Origin of the sequence: Streptomyces sp. L-9-10, from assembly GCF_004151105.1 — a bacterium.
In the GTDB taxonomy this organism is placed as follows: domain Bacteria; phylum Actinomycetota; class Actinomycetes; order Streptomycetales; family Streptomycetaceae; genus Streptomyces.
Genome location: NZ_PHRF01000041.1, coordinates 137,632 through 157,086, shown reverse-complemented (window position 1 = coordinate 157,086; position 19,455 = coordinate 137,632). Strand labels below are relative to the sequence as shown.

Here is a 19,455-nt window from a genome sequence, read left to right as displayed (position 1 = left end):
AGCGTCTTGAACCCGCTGGACGACTATGGTTCCGTCTTTTACGACTGGCCGACCAGTCATCCAAGAAACCGAAGTTGGGAGAGGTCATGTCTGTGACGTCACTTTCCGAACGGCTTTCCGGAAACGGCTTGCAGCAGCACTTGCACACCGAGACGACCGCCGTCGAAGAGGCCTGTGTTCCGCGCTACGAGACCTGTACCTGGGACTCGCAGTGCTGCCACGGCCTGATCTGCGAATGGTTCCACTGCTACCTGCAGGGCTGATGCCCGGCCAGGGGTGATGCCCGGCCGCGGCTGATGCCCGGCCGCGGGTGAGCGGTGCCTCCGCCGGGCCGGCGCGCGCCGAGAGGTGTCGCCTACGGCCCCGGCGGGGGCGGCAGGGCGCGTTCCCTCCATTCCTTCGACCGGCGAACCGGGGGCGACTGAAATCATGTGGAAACTCTGGAAATCCGCTCGGACGGCACGGGAATTCCTGGAGTCGTCCCGGCGCGAGGGCGGCACCTACACGCTCGACTGGCCTCCTGTGCGGGGCCGGGCGAGGAATTCATCGCGAGGAGCGGCGCGCGCCGTGGCCCGGCTTCGGGTGGCCGAGCGGCTTTCCGTCGGATTCCTCGACCCGGTGGAGGACGCGCTGTTCATCACGGCGGGTCTGCGCGGGCTCGGTTACCGGGCCTCGTTCCATCTGGGCAGGGAGACGGCGCCGTTGGTGGCCCCCGGCGGGTTCTACGCGTGGGCGCAGTGCGGCGGCGCGGTCCTGACGACCTCGCTGCCGGTACGGGAGGAGTACACCGAGGTGCTCCGCACCGCCGAGGGGGAGACGGCATGTTGAACACAGCGGCGGTGACCGACGGCGACGGGTTCCTGCTGAGCCGGGACGAGCCCGGCGGGCCCGCTGTCTACTACCGCGTCGGCCACGGCGGTCTGGAGTGGGGCCATGACCCGGCGGACTTCCTGACCGGCCGGGACCGGCCCGTACCCGAGCCGGGCACCCTGCTGGCGCTGGTGCACGGCCTGGCCCCGCCGCCGGACGCCACCCCGCTGCCGGGGGTACGCCGGCTGGCGCTGGGTACGCGGGTACGTGTCGAGGCCGGGGGCGTCACCGTCAGCCGGCGACGGCCCGTACTGCCCGCGGGGACCACGGATCTCACCTGGGCGGTCGCCGAGGTGCTGCGCGGGCTGCCCGAGGGGTACGGGATCGCCTACAGCGGCGGACTGTCGTCGGCCTTTCTCGCGGTGGCCGCTCTCTCGGCGGGGCACCGCCCGCGGCTGCTGCACGCGGACCTCGGTCTGCCGGGGCGACACCATGTTCCGCCGCCCGTAGGCGACTTGACGGTACGTCATATTCCTGTCGATGTGTTCGAGCTGCTGGATCACCACAGCGTCCCCACCGGGGGGCTGATGCCTCCGCTGCCGGACCTGGAGTTCCCGCGCCGGCTCACCGCCCGGCTGGCCGGCGCCGCCGCCGGCGGCCCTCTCGTCGCGGGCACGCTCCTGGAGGACCTGGTCTCGGCCAAGCTGCCGGAGGCCGGCAGGGGACCCCGCGACTGGCGCCTGCTGACCTGCGAACCCTTCCATCTCGTCGGCACGCTGCCGTCGTTGACCGAGGCGGCCGCCCTGCTGGAGCAGGGCGTCGTCCACAGCGCGGCCGACGGCGCGGGCGGCGGGGCAGGGGGCGAAGCGGGGACCGGTGCGGGGGCGGGCGCGGGGGCGGGGCTCGGCACCCAGGACGCCCAGCCCGTCGACGGGCCGCCGCCTCCGCCCCCACTGGGCCGACGGGATCTGCCCGGTATGACGCCCAAGGGGCGGGTGGCGCTCCAGACCGCCCAGCAGGCGTCGTTGTCGGTGTGGAAGGACCATCTCGACTTCCTGGGCACGCTGTTGGGACGTGCCGACGCGGGGATGACCGAGCGCGTACCCGGCGACCACGAGGGGCTCGTACTCCCCGCACTCGACCCGGGCGTCCTCGGGGCGGTGGAGACACTGCCGGCGGACCGCCTCGGCCGTATCGCCGGCGGCGTCTTCCGCAACCACCAGCCGCTCGTCCGGGCCGTGGCCGGGCACCGGGTGCGCGGACTGCGCCGCGCCTCCTCCTCCTTCGATCTTCGCCTCGCCGCCGCTGCCTATCTGCACCGCGAGAGCGACAAGATCATCGCCGAGCTGGAGCGCGAGTGCGCGCTGGCGGACCTCGGGCTGATCGATGTGGCGGTCGTGACCGGGCTGCTCCGCGAGGGGCCCGGCCGGGCCGATCACGCGCTGCCTCTGCTGAGGCTGCTGTGGATCGACCGATGGCTGCTGAATTCGACCCATGGCTGAAGGGCCATGCCCGAAGAGCCACGACTGAAGGGCTGACGACCATGGCCACGACACCCCCTCCCGCGCCCTCCGTTCCCCCGTCCCTCTCCATCGCCCTCGCGCCGGGCGTCCGGCTGACCTGGCTGCCGTTCGGCGGCGCCGTGCTCATCGACGAGCGCACCCTCGCACTCGCCGAATGCGCAGAACACGACGCCGGGCTCCTCCAACGCCTGCTGGCGAAGGGCCGGTTCGACGCGGGCGACACGGACACGCCGCGCCTGGCGCGCCGTCTCCTGGAGAGCCAGTGGCTGGTCGTCACCGACGACACGGCCGCATGACCGTGCGACCGAACGACGATGTGAAGTGAGGTTCCATGCCCTCCCGACTTCCGCAGGCCGCTCTCGCCGCGCAGGCCGCTCTCGCCGCGCTGGCCGGGCCGCTGCTGGCCGGCGGCGCCGCGAAGGTCCTCACGCCCGCCGACCGGCTGGCCTGGCCCTACCGCTCCGCCGCGCTGCGCGCCCCGCACGGACCGCGTCTGGCCGGTGGCGCCGAACTGGGCGCGGCAGCCGCCCTGGTGCTGCTGCCGGGCCGGGCGGCGCCCGCCACCGCGCTGGTGACGTACGGCGCGCTGACCGCCGTGGCCCAGTCGCTGCGCGGGCAGCGCTGCGCCTGTTTCGGCGCGGCCCGGCTGGCCGCGGTCGGCCGGTCGCACGTCGGCGCCAACGCGCTCGCCGCCACGGCCGCGGCGGTCCTGATGACCGCGGACCTCCCCGCGCGGCCCCGGCTGCGCGCTGTCGCCGCCGTGGCCGCGGCGGCCGTGACCGCCACCGCCGTACTCGTCACCGACCGGCGCCGGGCCGCGGCCGAGGCGGGCGCGGAGCGGGCGGTGGAACACTCCACCGAGCCGGTCGGCGGCGTACAGCTGTACGTCTCGGACAACTGTCCCGCCTGCCGGGCGCTGAAGCAGCTGCTGGGCACGATGGAGCCGGTGCGCCGGGCCCGGGTCGAGACCACGGTGGTGAGCAGCGGCAGCGAACTTCCCCCGGAGATGGCCGACATGTCCGTGCCCTGCGCCACGGCGGTCGACGCGGCGGGGCGGCCGGTACGGGCCCCGGTGTCCGGCATCGGTGCGGTGAAGGCGCTGATCGACACCATCACGATCACCGGTTCGGAACCGGCACATGCCGCCTGAGCCGCTCTCCGTCGTGGACGTGCGGCCTCGGGCCGTGGACGTACGTCCCGGGCCGCGTACAGCGGCCGTCCCCGGCGCCACGGGCGACGGCGAAGTGGACACCGTGGAGATACGGCCCGATCTGACGGCGTACGCGGTACTCAGCGCCGCCGCCCTGCCCTCTGTGTCCGACTACAACCCCGCGACGGTCCACTGGCGGAATCTGTCGGTGGACCCCGACCTCACCGGTCTCGCGCCGAGCCGTTCCCGGCACGCACGGATCGCGCTGGGGCGGGACGGCGATCCGCGCCTGTGGGCGCTGCCCCTGCGGACACTGCCGGCCGCGGGGCTGGCCTGGCATCCGAGGCTCCCGCTGATCGCGGGCCTCGTTCAGCGGGGCCGTGAGGTGCACCCGTGGACCGCCGACTACGCGGCCCGGCGTGTCATCGTCCACGAGCGGGTGCGCGCCGCGCTGTCACTGACTCCGCACGGGGGCGGTCGCCGTTGCCTCGCGTGGTGCGGTGACGGCGAGTTGGCGCTGCTGACGCCTCCCCCACCGCCGCCCTCACCGGCGCCCCCGGCACAGCCCCCGCAGGGACCGTCACCCGGTCCGGCGGAGGTCCGGGGGCCCGTGGTGTGCGAGGCGTCGGGGCCGGGGCATGTCGTCTTCCTGCCCGGCCTCGCCGAGCTGGCGGGCCTCGCCGCCGCCACCGTCTCCGTACTGAACCCCGCCACCGGCGGGCTCCGTGTCCTGGCCGCTCCCGCGCCGCTGCTCATCGGCGGGCTGGAGCCGTCACCGACCGGTCGGCGTCTGCTCGTCGACCACGTTGTCGGCACGGACGATTCCGTCCGGCAGACGGACGACACGCTGCGCTGGTCACGAGCCGTCGTACGGACGGACCTCGCGGTCTCCGACGGGTGGTCGGAGGTGCCGCGGACAGCGCGCTGGACCGGGAACGGGGGCGGGGACGACACGATCGCCGTCGCCCTCGCCCTCCCCGGCGGCGTCGGCATCGGCGCGTCGCCCCAGGACGGGACGGTCCAGGAGGGGACGGTGCAGGACGGGACGGTGCAGGACGGGACGGTCATCGATGTGCGCTCACCCCGGCCGAGGCCGCTGCCGCCCGACCGTCCGCCCGCGCGGCTGACGGTCTCTCACGAGCCCGGGGACGCTCCGCAGTGGTGGCGGTGTCTCGCCTCGGACGATGAGCCCCTGGTGATCAGCCGCCACCGTCACGGCCTTCGGCTGACCACGCGGCACACCACACACCTCGTACCCCTCCCACCGGAGATCCTCCGCCCCGGCGGCCGGACGCGCCTGGGCCCCTGGGCCGCCGTGTACGACCACGCCGACCGCACCGACGGCGGCGACGGCACCGACGGAATCGTCCTGGAGTACGCGGCCGAGGGGCGTGCGGGCCTGCTCATCGTCGACCGCGAGCGGCGAACGGCGCGCGTGGTGCCCGTTCCCCCCGTACGCGAGGAGGACGACGGCTCGCCCGTAGGCTGCTGGGCCACCGTGCGGGACGGTCAGCCGCAGCTCACCGTCCAGCACGGGAGCCGCCTCGGTCTCCGCCGGTACGCGCTGCGCGGGGACCGGCTCGAACCTGTCGGCGGCCCGTGGCCTCTCCCCGCGAGGCACGCACGCCGCGTCCGGCCCGTGTCCACGCCCGGTACCACCCTCTTCCCGGTGTCCGAGCCCGACGGCCCCCGTCTGCTGCCCGTCACGCCCGGCGTCGACGGGCCGCAGCTGCTGTGGATCCATGCCCGCGGATACGGGAGTTCACCGACGTCGGCGTACTCGCATCCGTCGCTGAGCGGCACCGACGCGCCCACGGCCGTACTCGACCTCCCGCTGCGCTGGCCCGCCGACGCCCGCCCGGCGGACCTTCACCGGCAGATCACCGGCGCCGTCGACGCCGCCACACACGCGCTGCGCGAGAAGCTGGGACGTACGGGGCCCGTTGTCGTGGGCGGCCACAGCTTCGCCGCCACCCTCGCCCTCTACGCGCTCGCGCACCGCCCCGGGCTGGCCGGCGCCATCGCCCACAGCGGCAGTTACAACCGGACGCTCACCCCGGACGGTTTCCAGTACGAACGGCGCACCTACTGGCAGGCGCCGGATGTCTACCGGGCCTTCAGCGCCCTCGACTTCGCCGGGCGCCTGGACCGGCCGGTGCTGCTCGTGCACGGCTGCGAGGACACGAATCCGGCCACCCCGCCCGACCAGGCGGTGGCCCTCTACCGGGCCGTCGTCGCCACGGGCGGCCACGCGCGGCTCCTGTTGCTGCCGTACGAAGGGCACACGTTCCGCCACCGGGAGAGCCTCGACGCCGTCGCCCGCGAACACGGTGCCTGGCTGCTCGCGCGCTCCGGCCCCTCATCGCGTACCCACAGCCGTAGCCCTGGCCGTAGCCATACCCGTAGCCATAGCCCCGGCCCCGGCCGTGACAGTACGCCGGACACTTCGGAAAGGACCTGACCGATGGCAGAGCAGCCGGACCGGATCCGCACGGCCGATCTGATGCGGTCCTGCGCGTACATCGTGCGCATCGCGTGGCAGGCGGACCGGCTGCGGCTGACGGGCGTCTTCATGGTCCAGCTCCTCACCGCCACCGGACTCGCCGCCCTGATCCTGGTGCTGCGGGGCACGCTGGGGCAGGCGTTCTCCCTGAACGGCGAGGGGTCCCGGGCGAACGACCGGCTGATCCCCGCGCTGTCCGCGCTGGTCCTGCTCGCCTCGGTGGGCGGCATCCTGCGTACGGTCAGCAGTGGCTGGCAGCGGCTGCTGACGGTGAAGATCGACCGGCACATCATGGCGAAGGTGCTGGCGGGCTCGGCGCGCGCGGAGCTGGCCCGGTTCGAGGATCCGGCCTTCCACGACCGGTTGCAGCGCGCGGTGTTCGCGTCCCGCTCCCAGCCGGTGATGGTGGTGACCGCGCTGATCGGAGCGGTACAGGCACTGCTGAGCATGGTGGCCGTCGGCACGGCCTTCGCCGTCATGACCTGGTGGCTGCTGCCGTTCACCGCGCTGTCCGTCCTGCCCGTGCTCAAGGCGGCCCGCGACGAACGCGACGCCGACTACCGGTTGCACGGTCAACTGGCCGAGGGGCGGCGCGTCCGCGAGTATCTGGAGCGTCTTCTCGTCGGGCGCGACGAGGCCAAGGAGATCCGCTCCCTGGATCTGGGCGGGATGCTCCGGGACCGCTGGGACGGCCACTACGCGGAGGAGATCTCCAGTACGGCGACGATGCAGCGCCGGCACACCCGACGCAAGGTCGTGGCCCGGGTGCTCGGGGATCTCGTCTTCCTCGCGGTCATCTGCGCCATGTGGGGGATGGTGCGCGGCGGCGGAGTCGCGCTGCCGACCGCGCTGGCCGCGCTGGGGGCCCTGCTGCTGCTGTCCACACGCATGCAGATGCTCGGCTATCTCTTCAACAACATCGGTGCGGCGGCGCTGTATGTGAAGGACATCCGTGTCTTCACCGACGCCGATGGCGATGGCGATGGCGACGTGAGTACCGTCAGGGCGACGGAAACGGATACGACGAAGACGAAGACGAACACGACGGAGACCGACAGAGCCGCCCCCGCCCCCTTCGCGTCCCTGCGCACCGAGCACCTCGCCTTCACCTACCCCGGCTCACCGCGCCCCGCCCTCCACGACGTCTCGGTCGAGTTGCGGGCGGGCGAGATCGTCGCCCTGGTGGGTGCCAACGGATCGGGAAAGACCACCCTCGCCAAGATCCTGGCCGGCCTCTACCAGCCAGACGACGGCACGCTCCTCCGTGACGGTCTGCCGGTACCCGACCCGGCGCGGCTGCGCGCCGCGACCGCGATGGTCTTCCAGGACTTCGTCCGCTACAAGCTCTCGGCCTCCGACAACATCGCCTTCGGCCGCCCCCATGACGCTCCGGACCGGTCGGCGGTGGCCCGCGCCGCGGACAGCTCGGGCGCGGCGGACGTGATCGGCGAACTGCCGCTCGGCTACGACACCGTACTGAGCAAGGAGTTCACGGCGGGCGCCGATCTCTCGCTGGGCCAGTGGCAGCGGCTGGCACTGGCCCGTGCCTTCTACCGGGACTCCCCCTTCGTGATCCTCGACGAACCGACCGCCTCGCTCGATCCGCAGGCCGAGGCCGATCTGTTCGCACGGATCCGCACGCTCTTCGCGGACCGTACGGTGCTGGTGATCTCGCACCGTTTCTCCAATGTCCGCGGCGCCGACCGGATCTACGTCATGGACGGGGGACGGATCATCGAGGAGGGCGGCCACGACGAACTGGAGGCGGCGGGCGGCACCTACGCCCGGCTGTTCCATCTCCAGGCGGAGGCGTACCAGGACGGGGAGCGGAACACCGGGGACATCAGCCGGCCAGCGCACCGAGCAGCCGCTGTCCCCGGCGTGTCAGCCTGACCCGTACCTGCTGGCCCTGGCGCTTGCGCCGGATGAGGCCCGCCGCCTCCAGTTGCTTGCAGTGATGCGTCACCGCTCCGGGCGCGCATCCGAGCAGGGCGCTGACCTCTCCCATCGTGGGCCCGCGATGGGCCTGCCGCAGCAACCGGGCCCGCATACACCCCAGAACGGCCTCCAGCGGATCCGTACGTACCCGCCGCGCGGACGCTCGCCCGGCGCACAACTCCCGCAGGCCGGGGAGGGGGTAGCCGATCCAGGCACATTCCTCCTGGCCGAGTCCGACCACGGAGGCGGAGCTGCCGGACACCAGCGGCACCAGCAACAGACGCCGCTCGCGCAGCTCGCACTCCCCCGGCGAACGGTCCGGCAGCCGCAGCAGGCCCGGCGCGTAGCCGACGCGGGGGCTGAGGTCGCCGAAGACGCCGGCCAGCGTGCCCGTGACGGACGCGATCCCGATCCGCTCCGCCTCCAGGTCGAGCAGTTCCCGCGAACGCCGCCAGACGGGCGCGAACACGGCCCAGACGCTCAGCATCACCTGGACGTACGCGCGGATGAACGGCTGCGGGCGGTCCGCCACCCGCCGCCATCCGACCGGAACCCCCTCGGGAAAGCCCGCCGCCAGATCACCGGCCAGCCGCTCCGGCGCGAGCGTCTCCATCCGGTCCAGCTGCGCCCGTACCCCCGACCGGTCGAGCGGCAGCGGCGACAGGCAGTCCGGAAGCCACAGGCTGCCTCCCCCGCACGCCGGTTGCAGCGTCTGCGCGGCGCCGGCCGGGCACGCGGTGCGTACGGCCGACCGCACCACGGCCGGTACCCCCTGGCCGGCCACCCCCAGGGCATCGGTCACCAGTGACATCAGGGTGGGCAACGGCTGGTAGCCCACCGCGACCTTCAGATCGTCCACTCGTCCCAACCGCAGCACCGATTGACACCCCACGCGCGCTCACCGTCTTCGTGTTCGCCCGGCCCCCGTCGCACCCGTCCGCGCCCCCGTGGCGGACGGGGCGCCGGCCCACGGCACAGCGCGGGCCGGCGACTCGACAAAAGGTCCGGAAGGTCCATCCGTACCAGACGAAGATTGTTCGGAATCCGCGCGCGGGAGCCGAACAAAAGGAAGTGAACAACACGAAGCGGACAACACGAAGCGGACTCAGCCGGCGGAGAACAACGGCCCGCCGCCCCCGTGCCCGGCTACGAACCTCCCTTCTCCCGGCTCCCGGCTACCCGACGGTGTGGGCACCGTCCCGCGAACCGCCGACGGGAAGCGTGACCGGCGGGAAGATCACCGCCCGCAGGGGCGCCAGCAGTTCATTGACGCGCGCGATCCCCCCGGGCGTTCCCAGCGGGAGCGGCGGTGTCGCCGAGGGTTTCAGCGCGTCGGGGGCGCGGCGGTCGCCGAAGAACATCAGGGACTCCAGGGGACGGTTGCGGCGCGCCTGCCAGCGCAGGCCCTGGGCCCAGGGGGCGCTGTCGCGCAAGTACCGGGCCCAGCGTCGGGTGAAGGCGTACTGCGGGCCGTCGGCCTCGACGAGCCAGCCGTCCTGGCACACGGCGGCCAGCTCCACGGCCGAGCACAGCGACACCACCCGCAGATCCTCGGTGACCTCCAGCGCGGACAGGGTCCGCTCGGCGACCTCATGGCCGAGGATCACCCGTACCCCGAGCCTCAGGTCGAAGTCCCGGTCGCGCAGCAGCACTTCGGCGAGTGCCGTCGCCGGGTCGGGTGCGGCGTACAGGAACGGGTACGGGCTCTCGGTGACGCCGTCGAAGCGTGAGCCGCCGAAGTAGGGGTCCGCGGGACGGGGGTTGAACTCCGTCACCGCGCGGGTGGTCTTATGCACCCGCCACAGCACGGTTCCGGCGGGGACGGTGTGCGCGTGGGGGAAGACGGGTACGTCCGGCAGGGCCTGCGCGGTCATGTCAGTCCTCCCCCAGCGTCGCGCCGGCGCAGGCCACCAGGTCGTCGTCGCGGTCCGCGCCCAGCAGATCCGCGGGCGGGTCCCCCAGCCAGACGTTCGTGGCCAGCCACCAGGCGGTCACGCCCCACGGGTCGCGCTCGGCACCGAGCAACTGGTTGACCCGTACCACCACCTCCCGGGGCCGGCCCGAGGGCTCGAACTGGAAACGGGGAAGGGCGGTCGCCTCTCCGGGCCGGTCCAGCCGGATGAGATCGCGCGCCGCCCCGTGCCGCCCCAGAGCGCGTGCCTCGTCGTCGCTGAGCACGGGTGTGGCCGCGAGTACGCGCCGCCGGACGAGGTCCATGAGCGCGGCGGGTCCGGGGGCGGCGGCAGCGGCGTCCGTCATTCCGGTGTCCGTGACGTCCTGGGGCTCGAAGGAGAGACCCGCGAGGGACAGGATGGCGGCCGCCTCGGCGTCGATGGCCGCCCGGTCCAGTACGTCGGGAGCGCGCCAGTTGGCCTGCCGCAGGATGGCCTGCGCCACCGGATGGTCGGGCGGAAGCGCTTCGGCGAGGGCGAGCAGCAGCCGCCGCGCGTACGGCTTCGGGTCACTGGCGGCTCGCATCCGCGCCTGGATCGAGGCGACTTCGGCCCGGCCGTCGGCGTCGAGCCGCGCCACCAGCTCGGCCAGGTGGTCCGCCACGATCCTGTTCAGGTCTTCCATGCTCATCGGCGTCAGCTCCGGCTTGGACGGCAGAGGGGCGGTAGGGGGTCGGCAGGTGGTCGGTGGAGGTCAGCGGCCCTGGTGGGTGTACGCGGCCCAGGCGTACGTGTGGAGGTGTTCGGGGTCGGGCACCTGCGCGGCCATCAGCCGGCTCATTCCCGGGACGGGCGCGCGTTCCGGGTCGAGCATCCAGAGCTGCGCGGCGCGCAGGGCGCGCGCCGGGGTGACGCCCTGGGAGAGATGGTGATGGAGCACGGTCATGAGCAGGCCGCTCGGCCGGTCCGGAACGTTCCAGCGCGAACCGACGACACCGGTCGCTCCGGCCGTGAGGAAGGCCGTGGCCAGTGTGAGCGCCTCGTCGTGGTCGCGTTCGCTCAGATCGCTGAGACAGGCGTTGAGGACGACCAGACCGCCGGGGCTGCCGGGGCGGCGGCCCGCCGCCCGTTCGAGCACCCGGGAGATCGGGAGCGTCAGCTCGGTCCGCGCGGCACGCTCGCTCTCCCTGGTCTCACCGAAGAGCAGGGCCGAATCGAGCGGGACCTCTCGTGTGTCGGCGTGGCAGCCGAGATGGAGAAGGGAGGCCCCCGGCTCTCCCCGGCTGGGCAGACAGGCGAGTACGCGCTCGGGCAGCCGGGCGTGCTCCTCCGCGGTCTCCGTCTCGGCGCCGAGGACGCGGGCCCGCGGGTAGTGCGCGTCGCGGATGCCTTCCGCCTCCAGGACCGGCCACAGGAGGTCGCCGCTGGGGTCGAGGACGATGACGGGGTCGTCGGCGGGCGGGAGTTGGTCCCGTCCGGCCGCCTCCGCGAACTGCCTGCCGCTGGCCGCGTAGGACACCACGGCGTCCTGGATCACGTACCGGTACCCGGTCGCGTCGCCGGTGCCCGTGCCCGTGCCTGTGCCCGTGCCCATGGCCATGTCCGAGTCCGTGCCCCTGTCCGAGTCCGAGTCCGTACCGGCTGCACCGGTGGGGGTACGGGCGGCGTGCCAGGTGACCACGCCGAGGGTGGAGCAGGGCACGAGCACCAGATGTGGCGTCGGGTCGTGCTCGCGGTCGCTCTCCCCCTTCCGGCCCTTCCGGTCCCAGGTCGCGATCTCGTCCAGTACCGGTCCCATGGCCGCCGGATACGCCCAGTCGCAGAGGTGTTCCAGCGCCGCCCGCCAGTCGGTGCCGGCGCTGTCGCGCGCGGCGCCGCGTGCCCGGGAGAAGGCCGCGCGGGCGGAGATGTACGAGCGCAGCGGACCGCAGGCCCGCCGCGCCAGTCCTGGCAGGGGTACGTGCACGACGCGGCCTTCCGTGTCCACCAGCAGCGCGGCGCCGGGGCCGTCGCCGTCCTCGGGCCCGTCCAGGAGATAGACCAGCGCGTCGGCGTCCACCTCGGAGAGGGACTTCCCGAGTGCCTCGGGGGTGAGCGCTTCGTGCAGGCTGTGCCGGCCGTCGTGTTCCGCGAGCACGCCCAGTGCCTCCCGCCGCAGCTCGCTGGGGATCTCCCCGCCGGGCATGCCCTGTTCGAGGAGCAGCCGCACCGTACTGCGCAGGCTCTCGGTGACGACGGCGTCCCGATCCGGCCCGCCCCCGGAACCGGACTCGGACTCGGGCGCGAAGGCCGGGAGCGCGGAGGCCGGGGGCACGGAATCCGGAAGCGCGGAATCCGGAACATCCGAAGAAGCGGGAGAGGCGGGAGAGGCGGGAGAGGCGGGAGAAGCAGGAGAGGCAGGAGAAGCGACGGGAGGCGCCGGGGCCGGCACCGGCGCCGGGCTGTCGAGTACCCGCTCGCGCCAGCGGTCGGCGAGGTCCGCCCGCCCGGCCGCCACCAGCCGGTCCGGTACGTCGGTCGCGGTGGTCGAGGCCCGCAGTACGAGCGCCCGCCCGAGTTCGAGCGCTTCCACGGCCGTGCGCGGATGCCCGTCCGCCAGGCTCCAGTGCGCGACGCGCACGGCCCTGCGCGCCGCGCCCCTGGCCGGGAGCAGTCCGTGGTGGGCGCCGCGCTGGAGCATCACCTCCGCGGCCACGGTCCGGATCACGGCGAGACCCGCGTCGACCGCGGCGGAGGAATCGCCCGCCGCGGGATCACCGCGCCGCCGGTAGCCGTCGGCGAGTCCGTCCAGTACGGCCACGGCCGCGATGGGCGGTGTATCGGGGCCCATCCGCTCCCGGGCGCGTTCCAGACCGAGCAGTGCCGTCGCCAGTACCTCAGGATCGTCGTTGAGCAGGTTCAGCATCAGCCGGGCCGAGCCGACACCCGCGTGTCCCAGGAGGCGGATGTCCGCGGGGAGCTGCGACTCGTCCGCCATGACCTCTTCCAGCAGGGACGTCCCGCGCCGCAGCTCGGCGGTGTCCCCGTGCACCGCCCCTCGCACCACGGCGGCCAGCCCGCTGAACGTGGCCGCCATCGGCCGGAGCCAGTAGACGGAGAAGTCGTCACCGAGCGCCGTCTCGTCCAGCAGGTCCAGCGCGGCGGGCAGTTCGTCCCAGTTCTGGTTCATCACCGCTTGTCTGAGGACGCCGAAGGCCGTGGCGATGTTCACGGGCCACAGAGGTGCGCCGCCGTTCCCGATGATGGTCCGGAGATCGGCCAGCGCCTCCGCCGCGTCGTCGCCCTCCTCATTGGCGCGCAGCCCCAGGGCGAGGGCCCGGAAGGTCTCACCGAACTTCTGATAGGCAGCGGGCCGCTTACGGGGCCGGTGCGCGGTCGCCGCGCCGATGGCATGGTCCAGGAAGATCTGTCCCGCCTCGGCGTCCTGACGGGTGCCGTACCTCAGATAGTGGAAGTCGAGCGTGCCTCCCAGCATCGCCAGAGCGGCCGGTGCGACGGCGTGCTCCGCCGGGATCAGTTCGGTGGCCCGCCGCAGATGCGCCAGGGCGCGCCGGCTGTCCTCCGTCTCGCCGGAGATCGCGCCCCGGAGCATCAGCGAACCGCCCACCTCGAGATGGGCGATGCCGGGGTGGGAGTCGTCAGGGCCGAGCCCGGACGTACGCTCCAGCATCTCGTCCGCGGCGTCCAGCGCCTCGGACAGAGTGTTCGGCGACGCGGTCCGGGGAGCGGGCGCGCCCTCGGGGCGCCAGCGCAGCAGCGCGCGCACCCCGGCCACGATCGACTCGTCCACCAGCTCCGGGGAGCGGTGCCGCAGCGCCTCCAGGAACTGCCGTGAGCCGAGCATGCCCAGTACAGAGTCGTACCACGGGCTGTCGGCGGTGATCTCCGCCCTCGCCCTGGCCAGGACGGCGGACGCGGCCTCCAGATCCTCGTCGGTGCCCGAGTCCGACGCCCGCTCCAGGTACTCCTGCGCCAGTTCGCCGAGCAGCGCGTCCCGCAGGATGTGTCCCGGGGGAAGGGTGTCGATCGCCGCCTCCAGCGCCGGGCCGGTCTCACCGGGCGCGCCGTCGGTGTGGCGGGACACTTCCAGGGCGGCCAGTTGCGCGAAGGACTGGAGCTCGGTCCGGTTCTCGGCGCCCTTGGGCATCAGCCCCACTCCCTGCTGGAACAGGGGCAGCGACCGCATCAGCGACAGCGGGTCGAAGCGCTGTCCGAGCACCATGCGCAGCACCGGTACCAGACCGAGCATGAGCTTCAGCGAGCCACGGACGGAGTCCGGCCATCGCGGGCAGGTGCTGCTGTACTGGAGATAGCCGACCGCCTCGTCGGCATTGGCGGCGAGCCGCGCCCGCACGGCGGGATCGTTCGGCGGAGCCTGCGTCCATCGCCGTACCGTCTCGAAGTCGCTGGGCCCGCCGAGTCTCAACTGCCGGGGCAGTGCGGGGAAGAAGAGTATCCAGCCGAGCCAGAGTTGGGCGTAGTCGTGGTCCCAGGTGCCCGGCCGGGCGGTGTTGAGGACACGCCGGAACACCGTCAGCGCGATCTGCCGTTCCTCGTCCTCACCACCGAACCGGACGTGCCGGATCATCAGCACGCTGCCGAGCCGGACGTCCAGGCGGAGGCGCCGGGGGTCGTCGAGGGGCAGCTCCCGGTCGGCCTCCAGCAGAACGTCCCGCGCTTCCTCCACGGCCAGTTGACTGACCCTTTTCTCCCTTGTCCGGTCGGGCGCGAGGAGATCGGCGCCCGGCGTACGGTCTCCCAGCCGCAGGAAGCGGTCGGCCAACGCGATCCCCCAGTCGGCGAGTCGCCGTGCCCGCTCGACCGGGTCCAACCTGTGGATCTCCGCCATCGCGATCCTCCCTGCCGGTCGTCGCTGACTTACCGTCAATGACTCTTCACCGTAACGCCGTTGCCCGCGCCCCCGGGCGGCCTTGCCGCCACTCTGCGGTACGGGGCGGCCGCACGGAGGCGAGCACCCGGAAGACAACCGGAACGCGACCGGCGACCAACCAGAAAGGCCCGATCCCGGCCCGGTCCCGGGCCCACGGCCCTCCGCCCAGCCCCGGACCCCAGCCCCGGACCCCGGCCCCGGTCCGTCCGGGACGATTTGTTGTCCAAGCCTTTGACGTTGCCGGGCTTGGCAAGCGGAGCCCGGCCGGAGCACCGTGTAACGCGACTGGGCGGCCGGGGAACGATCACACCGAACCGGGTTCGCGTACTTGCATGTTGAGGGCTGCGCAGTTCGCCGCGCCGCCAGTCGACCCTCGGTGCGGTGAGCCGCACCGAGGGAAGAGTGGAAGAGACCGGCGTGGAACGAGTAAGCGGGGGTTGTCCCCCGGAGATCACTCTGGAGTCACTGGCACCGGAGCCCCTGCTCGGGCGTGAGTATCAGGACCGCCCGGAGGACGTGCACGAGCGCTTACGGCGCCGGCACGGCGCGGTGGCTCCCGTGGACCTGCTGGGGGTGCCCGTCTGGCTGGTGCTGAACTACGCGGAGGCACTGCACATACTCCAGAACGACGCGATGTGGCCCAAGGGCATGCAGTACTGGCGTGCCCGCAACGAAGGCCGTGTCCCGGCCGACTGGCCGGTCGCTCCCGCGCTGGAGGCCGACAACACGATGGCCCGCGGCGGGGCCGATCACGCCCGGTACAGGGCCGCGTGGGACGCGGCCCTGAAACCCTTCCAGGACCCGGGTCATCCGCGGACCCGCCGGCTCAAGGACAACATCCGCCGGACCGCGAACGAACTCGTCATGCTTCTCGCTCAGGAGGGCAGGTCCGGTGTGGCGGATCTGGCCGCGCGGTTCTCCCGGCCGCTGCCCCTGATGGTGGCCGGCGAACTGCTGGGCGTCTCCGGGCCCCAGAGCGAGCGGACCCTCATGGACATCTGGCGGATCCTGGACGCGGGACCGGACTCGGCCGTGGCCTCCGCGCGCGTACACACAGCCATGGTCGCGCTCGCCGAGGAGAAGCGGCGTCGGCCCGGCGAGGACTTCCCGTCCTACATGCTGGCCGCTCAGCCCCGGCTGACATCCTCGGCGCTGGCCCACGAACTCACCATGCTCATGGGGATGATCTCCGACCACGCGGGCATCCTCATCGCGAACGCCGTCGTCGAGATCATCACCGGCGACGGCCGCGCACGCGCCAGCCTGTCGGCGGGCATGATCCGCGAGACCGTCAACCATGTCGTCCTCCGGAAGCCTCCGTTGGCCAACTTCATGCCCCGGTTCCCGCTCAGGGACCAGCGGCTGGGCGCCTACCTCATCCGGGCGGGCGAGCCGGTATGGATCGCCACCGCCGCCACGCACGCGGACCTGCGCTCGGCGGCCGGTACGTCGGCGGACCGGGCGACCAGCACGCGCGCGCATCTCTCCTGGGGAGCGGGACCGCGCCAGTGTCCCGCCCCGGCCCGTGAACTCGCGAACACCATCACCACTCTGGCCCTTGAGTGCCTGTTCGAACACTTCGCGACGCTGGAACTGGCCGTACCGGCGGACCAGCTCCCCTGGCGCTCGTCGCCGTTCGTACGCGGCCTGCGCTCCCTGCCCATCAGATACGAGCTGAGGGCGGACTACGAGATCCCCTCCCCCGACCGGGCGGCGGACGACGAGCGGGCGGCGAGCGAGGAGCGGGCGGCCCCGGCCTCCACGCTGCGCCGGCTCCTCGCGGGCACGGTCACCGGGACGATAGACCCGTACTCCTTCTAGACCGGCGGCGCTGACAGCGGCGGGGGGCAGGAGCTCAGGTCAGGAGCGCGGGTCAGGGGCACTGGGCACGGGCTCTGGACGCGTGCTCCGGACGCGGCGGGCGGGGGCGGCGGGCAGGGCGGGTCAGCGGGTGTCGCCCTGCCACTCCCACCTCCGCGGGTCGGCCGGACCGGGACCGTACAGCGCGCGCCCGCCAGGTCCGTACGCGCCGATCTCGGTGGCCAGCGCGGCGCCTTCCCGCAGCTGTCCCGCCGTCCAGCCGGTGACATCGAGGAGCAGGCCGTCCAGCGGGCCGGCGACCAACTCCCGGTAGACATGGCCGGGCCGGGGCCCCGGGTCGGGGTCGTCGTGGTCGGCGCCGTACACCCGCCGCCGTATCAGTTCGTCCATGACAGCCAGCGTCCCACCCACCACTGACACTCGGTGGACGAGCCGGTCGAGAGACCGGCCGGTCCTGGCCGGCCGGTCCTGGCCGGCCGGTCCTGGCCGGCCGGTCCTGGCCGGCCGGTCCTGAGGCCCGCACGCCGTCCTCCGGCGTACGCCGTACCGCGCGGGCCTCAGACCTCGACCGGCAGCGATTCCAGCCCGCGGATCACGAAGTTCGGCTTGCGTACGGGCTCGGCGGCCAGCCGCAGCCCGGGGGCCAGCTCCAGCACGGCGGCCATGGAAGCGGCCAGTTCGATACGGGCCAAGGGCGCGCCGATGCAGTAGTGGATGCCGGCACTGAACGATATGTGCGGGTTGTCCTGGCGGGACAGATCGAGACCGTCCGGGTCGGCGAAGACCTCCGGGTCCCGGTTGGCGGACCCGAAGAGCAGGGCGACCTCGGCTCCGCGCGGCACGGTGGTACCGCCGATCTCGACCGGGTCGAGCACCCAGCGCTCGAAGAGCTGGAGCGGCGTGTCGTAGCGCATCAGCTCCTCGACGGCGGTGGGCAGCAGGGCCCTGTCCGCGCGCAGGGCGGCGAGCTGCCCGGGGTGCCGGAACAGCGCGTACCACCCGTTGACGGTGGCGTTGACGGTCGCCTCGTGCCCGGCGTTCAGCAGCAGCGCGCAGGTGGCGACCATCTCGGCCTCGGTCAGCTTCTCGCCGTGGTCGTGGGCGGCGATGAGCCCCGAGATCAGATCCTCGCCCGGCTTCTCGCGCCGTGCGGCGACGAGTTCACGCAGATACGCCGAGAACTCCTGGGAGGCGACGACCGCGCGGCGGGCGGTCTCCTCGGACGGGTTCAGCTCGTACATGCCGACGATCGCCGCCGACCACGGCCGCAGCAGCGGCCGGTCCGCCTCGGGGACCCCGAGCATCTCGGCGATGACGGCGACCGGCAGCGGCTCCGCGACGGCCTCCAGCAGGTCGCCCCCGCCCCGCTCCACGAGCCGCTCCACCAACTCGGCGGCGAGCCGGCGCACATACGGCTTGAGCTGTTCCACCGTACGCGGGGTGAAAGCCTTCGCCACCAGGCGCCGGATCCGGGTGTGGTCCGGTGGCTCCAGCTCCAGCATGCCGTGGTCGTTCAGCTCGTGGAACGGTTCACGGCCGGGCGGCGGAGCGGTCTTCCCGAACTCCTCGTGGCTGAACCGGTGCCCGTAGGAGCGGCCGAGCCGCCGGTCCCTGAGCAGCGCCGACACGTCCGCGTGGTGCGGGACGAGCCATTGGTCGCTCGGCTCGTAGTAGTGCACCCGGCCACGGGCTCGCAGCTCTGCGTAGGCGGGGTAGGGGTCGGCGAGGAACGCGGTCGACCGAGGGGCGAAGTCAGACATTCCAGGAAGGTATCCGGCGGCGGGGACGAAGACCAGTACGCTCCCGGCCGCGACGGCCGGTCCCACCTCACAACGCACAGCCGGACAGCCGGACAGCCGGTGGGCACGAGGGCAGGAGAGAGAGCAGGAGGGAGGGCAGGACAGCCGGTCCGCTCAGACGGCGCTGCGACCGCCGTCGAGCGGCAGCCGGGCGCCGTGGATGTAGCGGGCCTCGTCACTGGCCAGGAAGACGACGGCGTCCGCTACCTCGGAGGGTTCCGCCGGCCGGTTCGCGGGCGTTCCGTCGGTCATGGCCTTGAGTGTGTCCCGGTCGCCGATCCGGGCGGTGAGAGGCGTGTGCGTCGGGCCGGGACTGACGGAATTGACGCGGACGCCCCGCGGCCCGTACTCGGCGGCCCAGTCCTGCGTGAGCTTCTCCAGCGCCGCCTTGGTGGACCCGTAGAGGGCGCTGCCCGCGAAGCCGAACTTGGCGACCGTACTGCCGATGTTGATGACGGCGCCGGTGCCGCGTCGGGCCATGGCCTCACCGATGACCCCGGTGAGGAAGAACGGGGCTTTGACGTTGAGGGCGTACAGACGGTCGAAGTCGCTCTCGCTCACGGCTCCTGTGGCGGAGGGGGTCCGTGTGGTCCCGGCGTTGTTGACGAGGATGTCGATCCGGCCGCCGAGCACGTCCGTCGCCTCTTCCCCGAGCGCGAGTGCGCTGGCGGCGTCGTGGAGATCGGCGGCGATGAAGTCGGCGCGTCCCCCGGCGGCGCGGATCGCCGCGACCACGCGCTCGCCCCGGTCGCGGTCGCGCCCGGACACCACCACATGGGCCCCCTCCCGGGCCAGAGCTTCGGCGACGGCCTCGCCGATCCCGCTGGTGGACCCGGTCACCAGAGCGGTCCTGTCCTTGAGTCGCATGTCAGTGCCTCCTTGAAGCGATTAATGGACTGCGGGGGCCACCTTGGCAACAAAAAAATGGACTGTCGAGTCCATTCATCACGAGGCGACGGCCACACCCTCACGCGACACCCCTCGCCTCCGAGCCGGGCCGGCCCGCTCCCCGGCGCACACCACCTGAACGACACGCTCACCACGGCCGGTTGTGCCGTGGTGAGCCTGATTGCGGCTTGCCGACCTTGTGCGCGGTTGGCCTGTCCATGACCATGGAGCGCCGGATCA

The 19,455-nt window shown here is 72.9% G+C and carries 15 protein-coding genes; 8 read left to right on the top strand and 7 right to left on the bottom strand.

The features are described 5' to 3' along the window. Window positions 1–128: 128 nt before the first annotated feature. The 7 genes from CU044_RS40020 to CU044_RS11270 all read left to right on the top strand — a co-directional run bounded on the left by CU044_RS40020 (window position 129) and on the right by CU044_RS11270 (window position 7,879). Complete coding sequence (locus CU044_RS40020) at window positions 129–263, top strand: Dickkopf N-terminal cysteine-rich domain-containing protein (protein ID WP_275670186.1); 135 nt, start codon at window positions 129–131, stop codon at window positions 261–263. Window positions 264–567: 304 nt separating this feature from the next. Beyond that, on the top strand, window positions 568–828 hold the full coding sequence (locus tag CU044_RS11295; RefSeq protein WP_240045492.1) for a hypothetical protein: 261 nt from the start codon (window positions 568–570) through the stop codon (window positions 826–828). Next, window positions 822–2,312 carry a hypothetical protein gene (locus CU044_RS11290; protein ID WP_129768376.1) on the top strand — a complete coding sequence of 497 codons (1,491 nt, stop codon included), beginning with the start codon at window positions 822–824 and terminating at the stop codon, window positions 2,310–2,312. The genes CU044_RS11295 and CU044_RS11290 overlap by 7 nt, the downstream gene beginning before the upstream one ends. A gap of 41 nt (window positions 2,313–2,353) precedes the next feature. Beyond that, entirely contained in the window at window positions 2,354–2,629 is a 276-nt protein-coding gene (adfB, locus tag CU044_RS11285; protein ID WP_129768375.1) for an actinodefensin-associated protein B, read from the top strand. Window positions 2,630–2,664: 35 nt separating this feature from the next. After that, window positions 2,665–3,483, top strand: a complete 819-nt coding sequence (locus CU044_RS11280; protein WP_129768374.1) for a hypothetical protein — start codon at window positions 2,665–2,667, stop codon at window positions 3,481–3,483. Further along, window positions 3,473–5,944: a prolyl oligopeptidase family serine peptidase gene (locus CU044_RS11275; RefSeq protein WP_129768373.1), complete on the top strand. Its 2,472-nt coding sequence runs from the start codon at window positions 3,473–3,475 to the stop codon at window positions 5,942–5,944. Before CU044_RS11280 ends, CU044_RS11275 begins: the two co-directional genes overlap by 11 nt. 3 nt (window positions 5,945–5,947) lie before the next feature. Then, entirely contained in the window at window positions 5,948–7,879 is a 1,932-nt protein-coding gene (locus tag CU044_RS11270) for an ABC transporter ATP-binding protein (RefSeq protein ID WP_129768372.1), read from the top strand. Here the strand turns inward: CU044_RS11270 and CU044_RS11265 are convergent. The 4 genes from CU044_RS11265 to CU044_RS11250 all read right to left on the bottom strand — a co-directional run bounded on the left by CU044_RS11265 (window position 7,830) and on the right by CU044_RS11250 (window position 14,665). Then, the gene (locus CU044_RS11265) at window positions 7,830–8,783 is read right to left on the bottom strand and encodes a winged helix-turn-helix domain-containing protein (protein ID WP_129768371.1); all 954 of its coding nucleotides are present in this window, start codon (window positions 8,781–8,783) and stop codon (window positions 7,830–7,832) included. The two genes, CU044_RS11270 and CU044_RS11265, sit on opposite strands and share 50 nt — an antisense overlap. A gap of 316 nt (window positions 8,784–9,099) precedes the next feature. Then, a complete protein-coding gene (locus tag CU044_RS11260; protein ID WP_129768370.1) occupies window positions 9,100–9,798 on the bottom strand; it encodes an RES family NAD+ phosphorylase in 699 nt (232 codons plus the stop codon). A gap of 1 nt (window position 9,799) precedes the next feature. Next, window positions 9,800–10,507 (bottom strand): hypothetical protein, encoded by a 708-nt coding sequence (locus tag CU044_RS11255; protein ID WP_129768369.1) that lies wholly within the window; start codon window positions 10,505–10,507, stop codon window positions 9,800–9,802. A 63-nt stretch (window positions 10,508–10,570) separates the two neighbouring features. Continuing rightward, a complete protein-coding gene (locus CU044_RS11250; RefSeq protein WP_129768368.1) occupies window positions 10,571–14,665 on the bottom strand; it encodes a CHAT domain-containing protein in 4,095 nt (1,364 codons plus the stop codon). Between the two features lie 459 nt (window positions 14,666–15,124). On the opposite strand from CU044_RS11250, the gene CU044_RS11245 reads away from it, so the two are divergent. After that, complete coding sequence (locus CU044_RS11245) at window positions 15,125–16,528, top strand: cytochrome P450 (RefSeq protein WP_193563939.1); 1,404 nt, start codon at window positions 15,125–15,127, stop codon at window positions 16,526–16,528. Window positions 16,529–16,651: 123 nt separating this feature from the next. On the opposite strand, the gene CU044_RS11240 is transcribed toward CU044_RS11245, so the two are convergent. The 3 genes from CU044_RS11240 to CU044_RS11230 form a co-directional block, all read right to left on the bottom strand. Then, a complete protein-coding gene (locus tag CU044_RS11240) occupies window positions 16,652–16,918 on the bottom strand; it encodes a hypothetical protein (RefSeq protein WP_129768367.1) in 267 nt (88 codons plus the stop codon). A gap of 167 nt (window positions 16,919–17,085) precedes the next feature. Continuing rightward, window positions 17,086–18,288, bottom strand: a complete 1,203-nt coding sequence (locus CU044_RS11235; RefSeq protein ID WP_129768366.1) for a cytochrome P450 — start codon at window positions 18,286–18,288, stop codon at window positions 17,086–17,088. A gap of 153 nt (window positions 18,289–18,441) precedes the next feature. Beyond that, the gene (locus CU044_RS11230) at window positions 18,442–19,194 is read right to left on the bottom strand and encodes an SDR family oxidoreductase (protein WP_129768365.1); all 753 of its coding nucleotides are present in this window, start codon (window positions 19,192–19,194) and stop codon (window positions 18,442–18,444) included. Between the last annotated feature and the right edge of the window lie 261 nt (window positions 19,195–19,455).

What these genes read in the sequence shown, in the direction of transcription:
- CU044_RS11290 (WP_129768376.1), top strand. Translation starts at nt 822, where the DNA reads ATGTTGAACACAGCGGCGGTGACCGACGGCGACGGGTTCCTGCTGAGC.
- adfB (WP_129768375.1), top strand. Translation starts at nt 2,354, where the DNA reads ATGGCCACGACACCCCCTCCCGCGCCCTCCGTTCCCCCGTCCCTCTCC.
- CU044_RS11280 (WP_129768374.1), top strand. Translation starts at nt 2,665, where the DNA reads ATGCCCTCCCGACTTCCGCAGGCCGCTCTCGCCGCGCAGGCCGCTCTC.
- CU044_RS11275 (WP_129768373.1), top strand. Translation starts at nt 3,473, where the DNA reads ATGCCGCCTGAGCCGCTCTCCGTCGTGGACGTGCGGCCTCGGGCCGTG.
- CU044_RS11270 (WP_129768372.1), top strand. Translation starts at nt 5,948, where the DNA reads ATGGCAGAGCAGCCGGACCGGATCCGCACGGCCGATCTGATGCGGTCC.
- CU044_RS11260 (WP_129768370.1), bottom strand. Translation starts at nt 9,798, where the DNA reads ATGACCGCGCAGGCCCTGCCGGACGTACCCGTCTTCCCCCACGCGCAC.
- CU044_RS11255 (WP_129768369.1), bottom strand. Translation starts at nt 10,507, where the DNA reads ATGAGCATGGAAGACCTGAACAGGATCGTGGCGGACCACCTGGCCGAG.
- CU044_RS11250 (WP_129768368.1), bottom strand. Translation starts at nt 14,665, where the DNA reads ATGGCGGAGATCCACAGGTTGGACCCGGTCGAGCGGGCACGGCGACTC.
- CU044_RS11240 (WP_129768367.1), bottom strand. Translation starts at nt 16,918, where the DNA reads ATGGACGAACTGATACGGCGGCGGGTGTACGGCGCCGACCACGACGAC.
- CU044_RS11235 (WP_129768366.1), bottom strand. Translation starts at nt 18,288, where the DNA reads ATGTCTGACTTCGCCCCTCGGTCGACCGCGTTCCTCGCCGACCCCTAC.
- CU044_RS11230 (WP_129768365.1), bottom strand. Translation starts at nt 19,194, where the DNA reads ATGCGACTCAAGGACAGGACCGCTCTGGTGACCGGGTCCACCAGCGGG.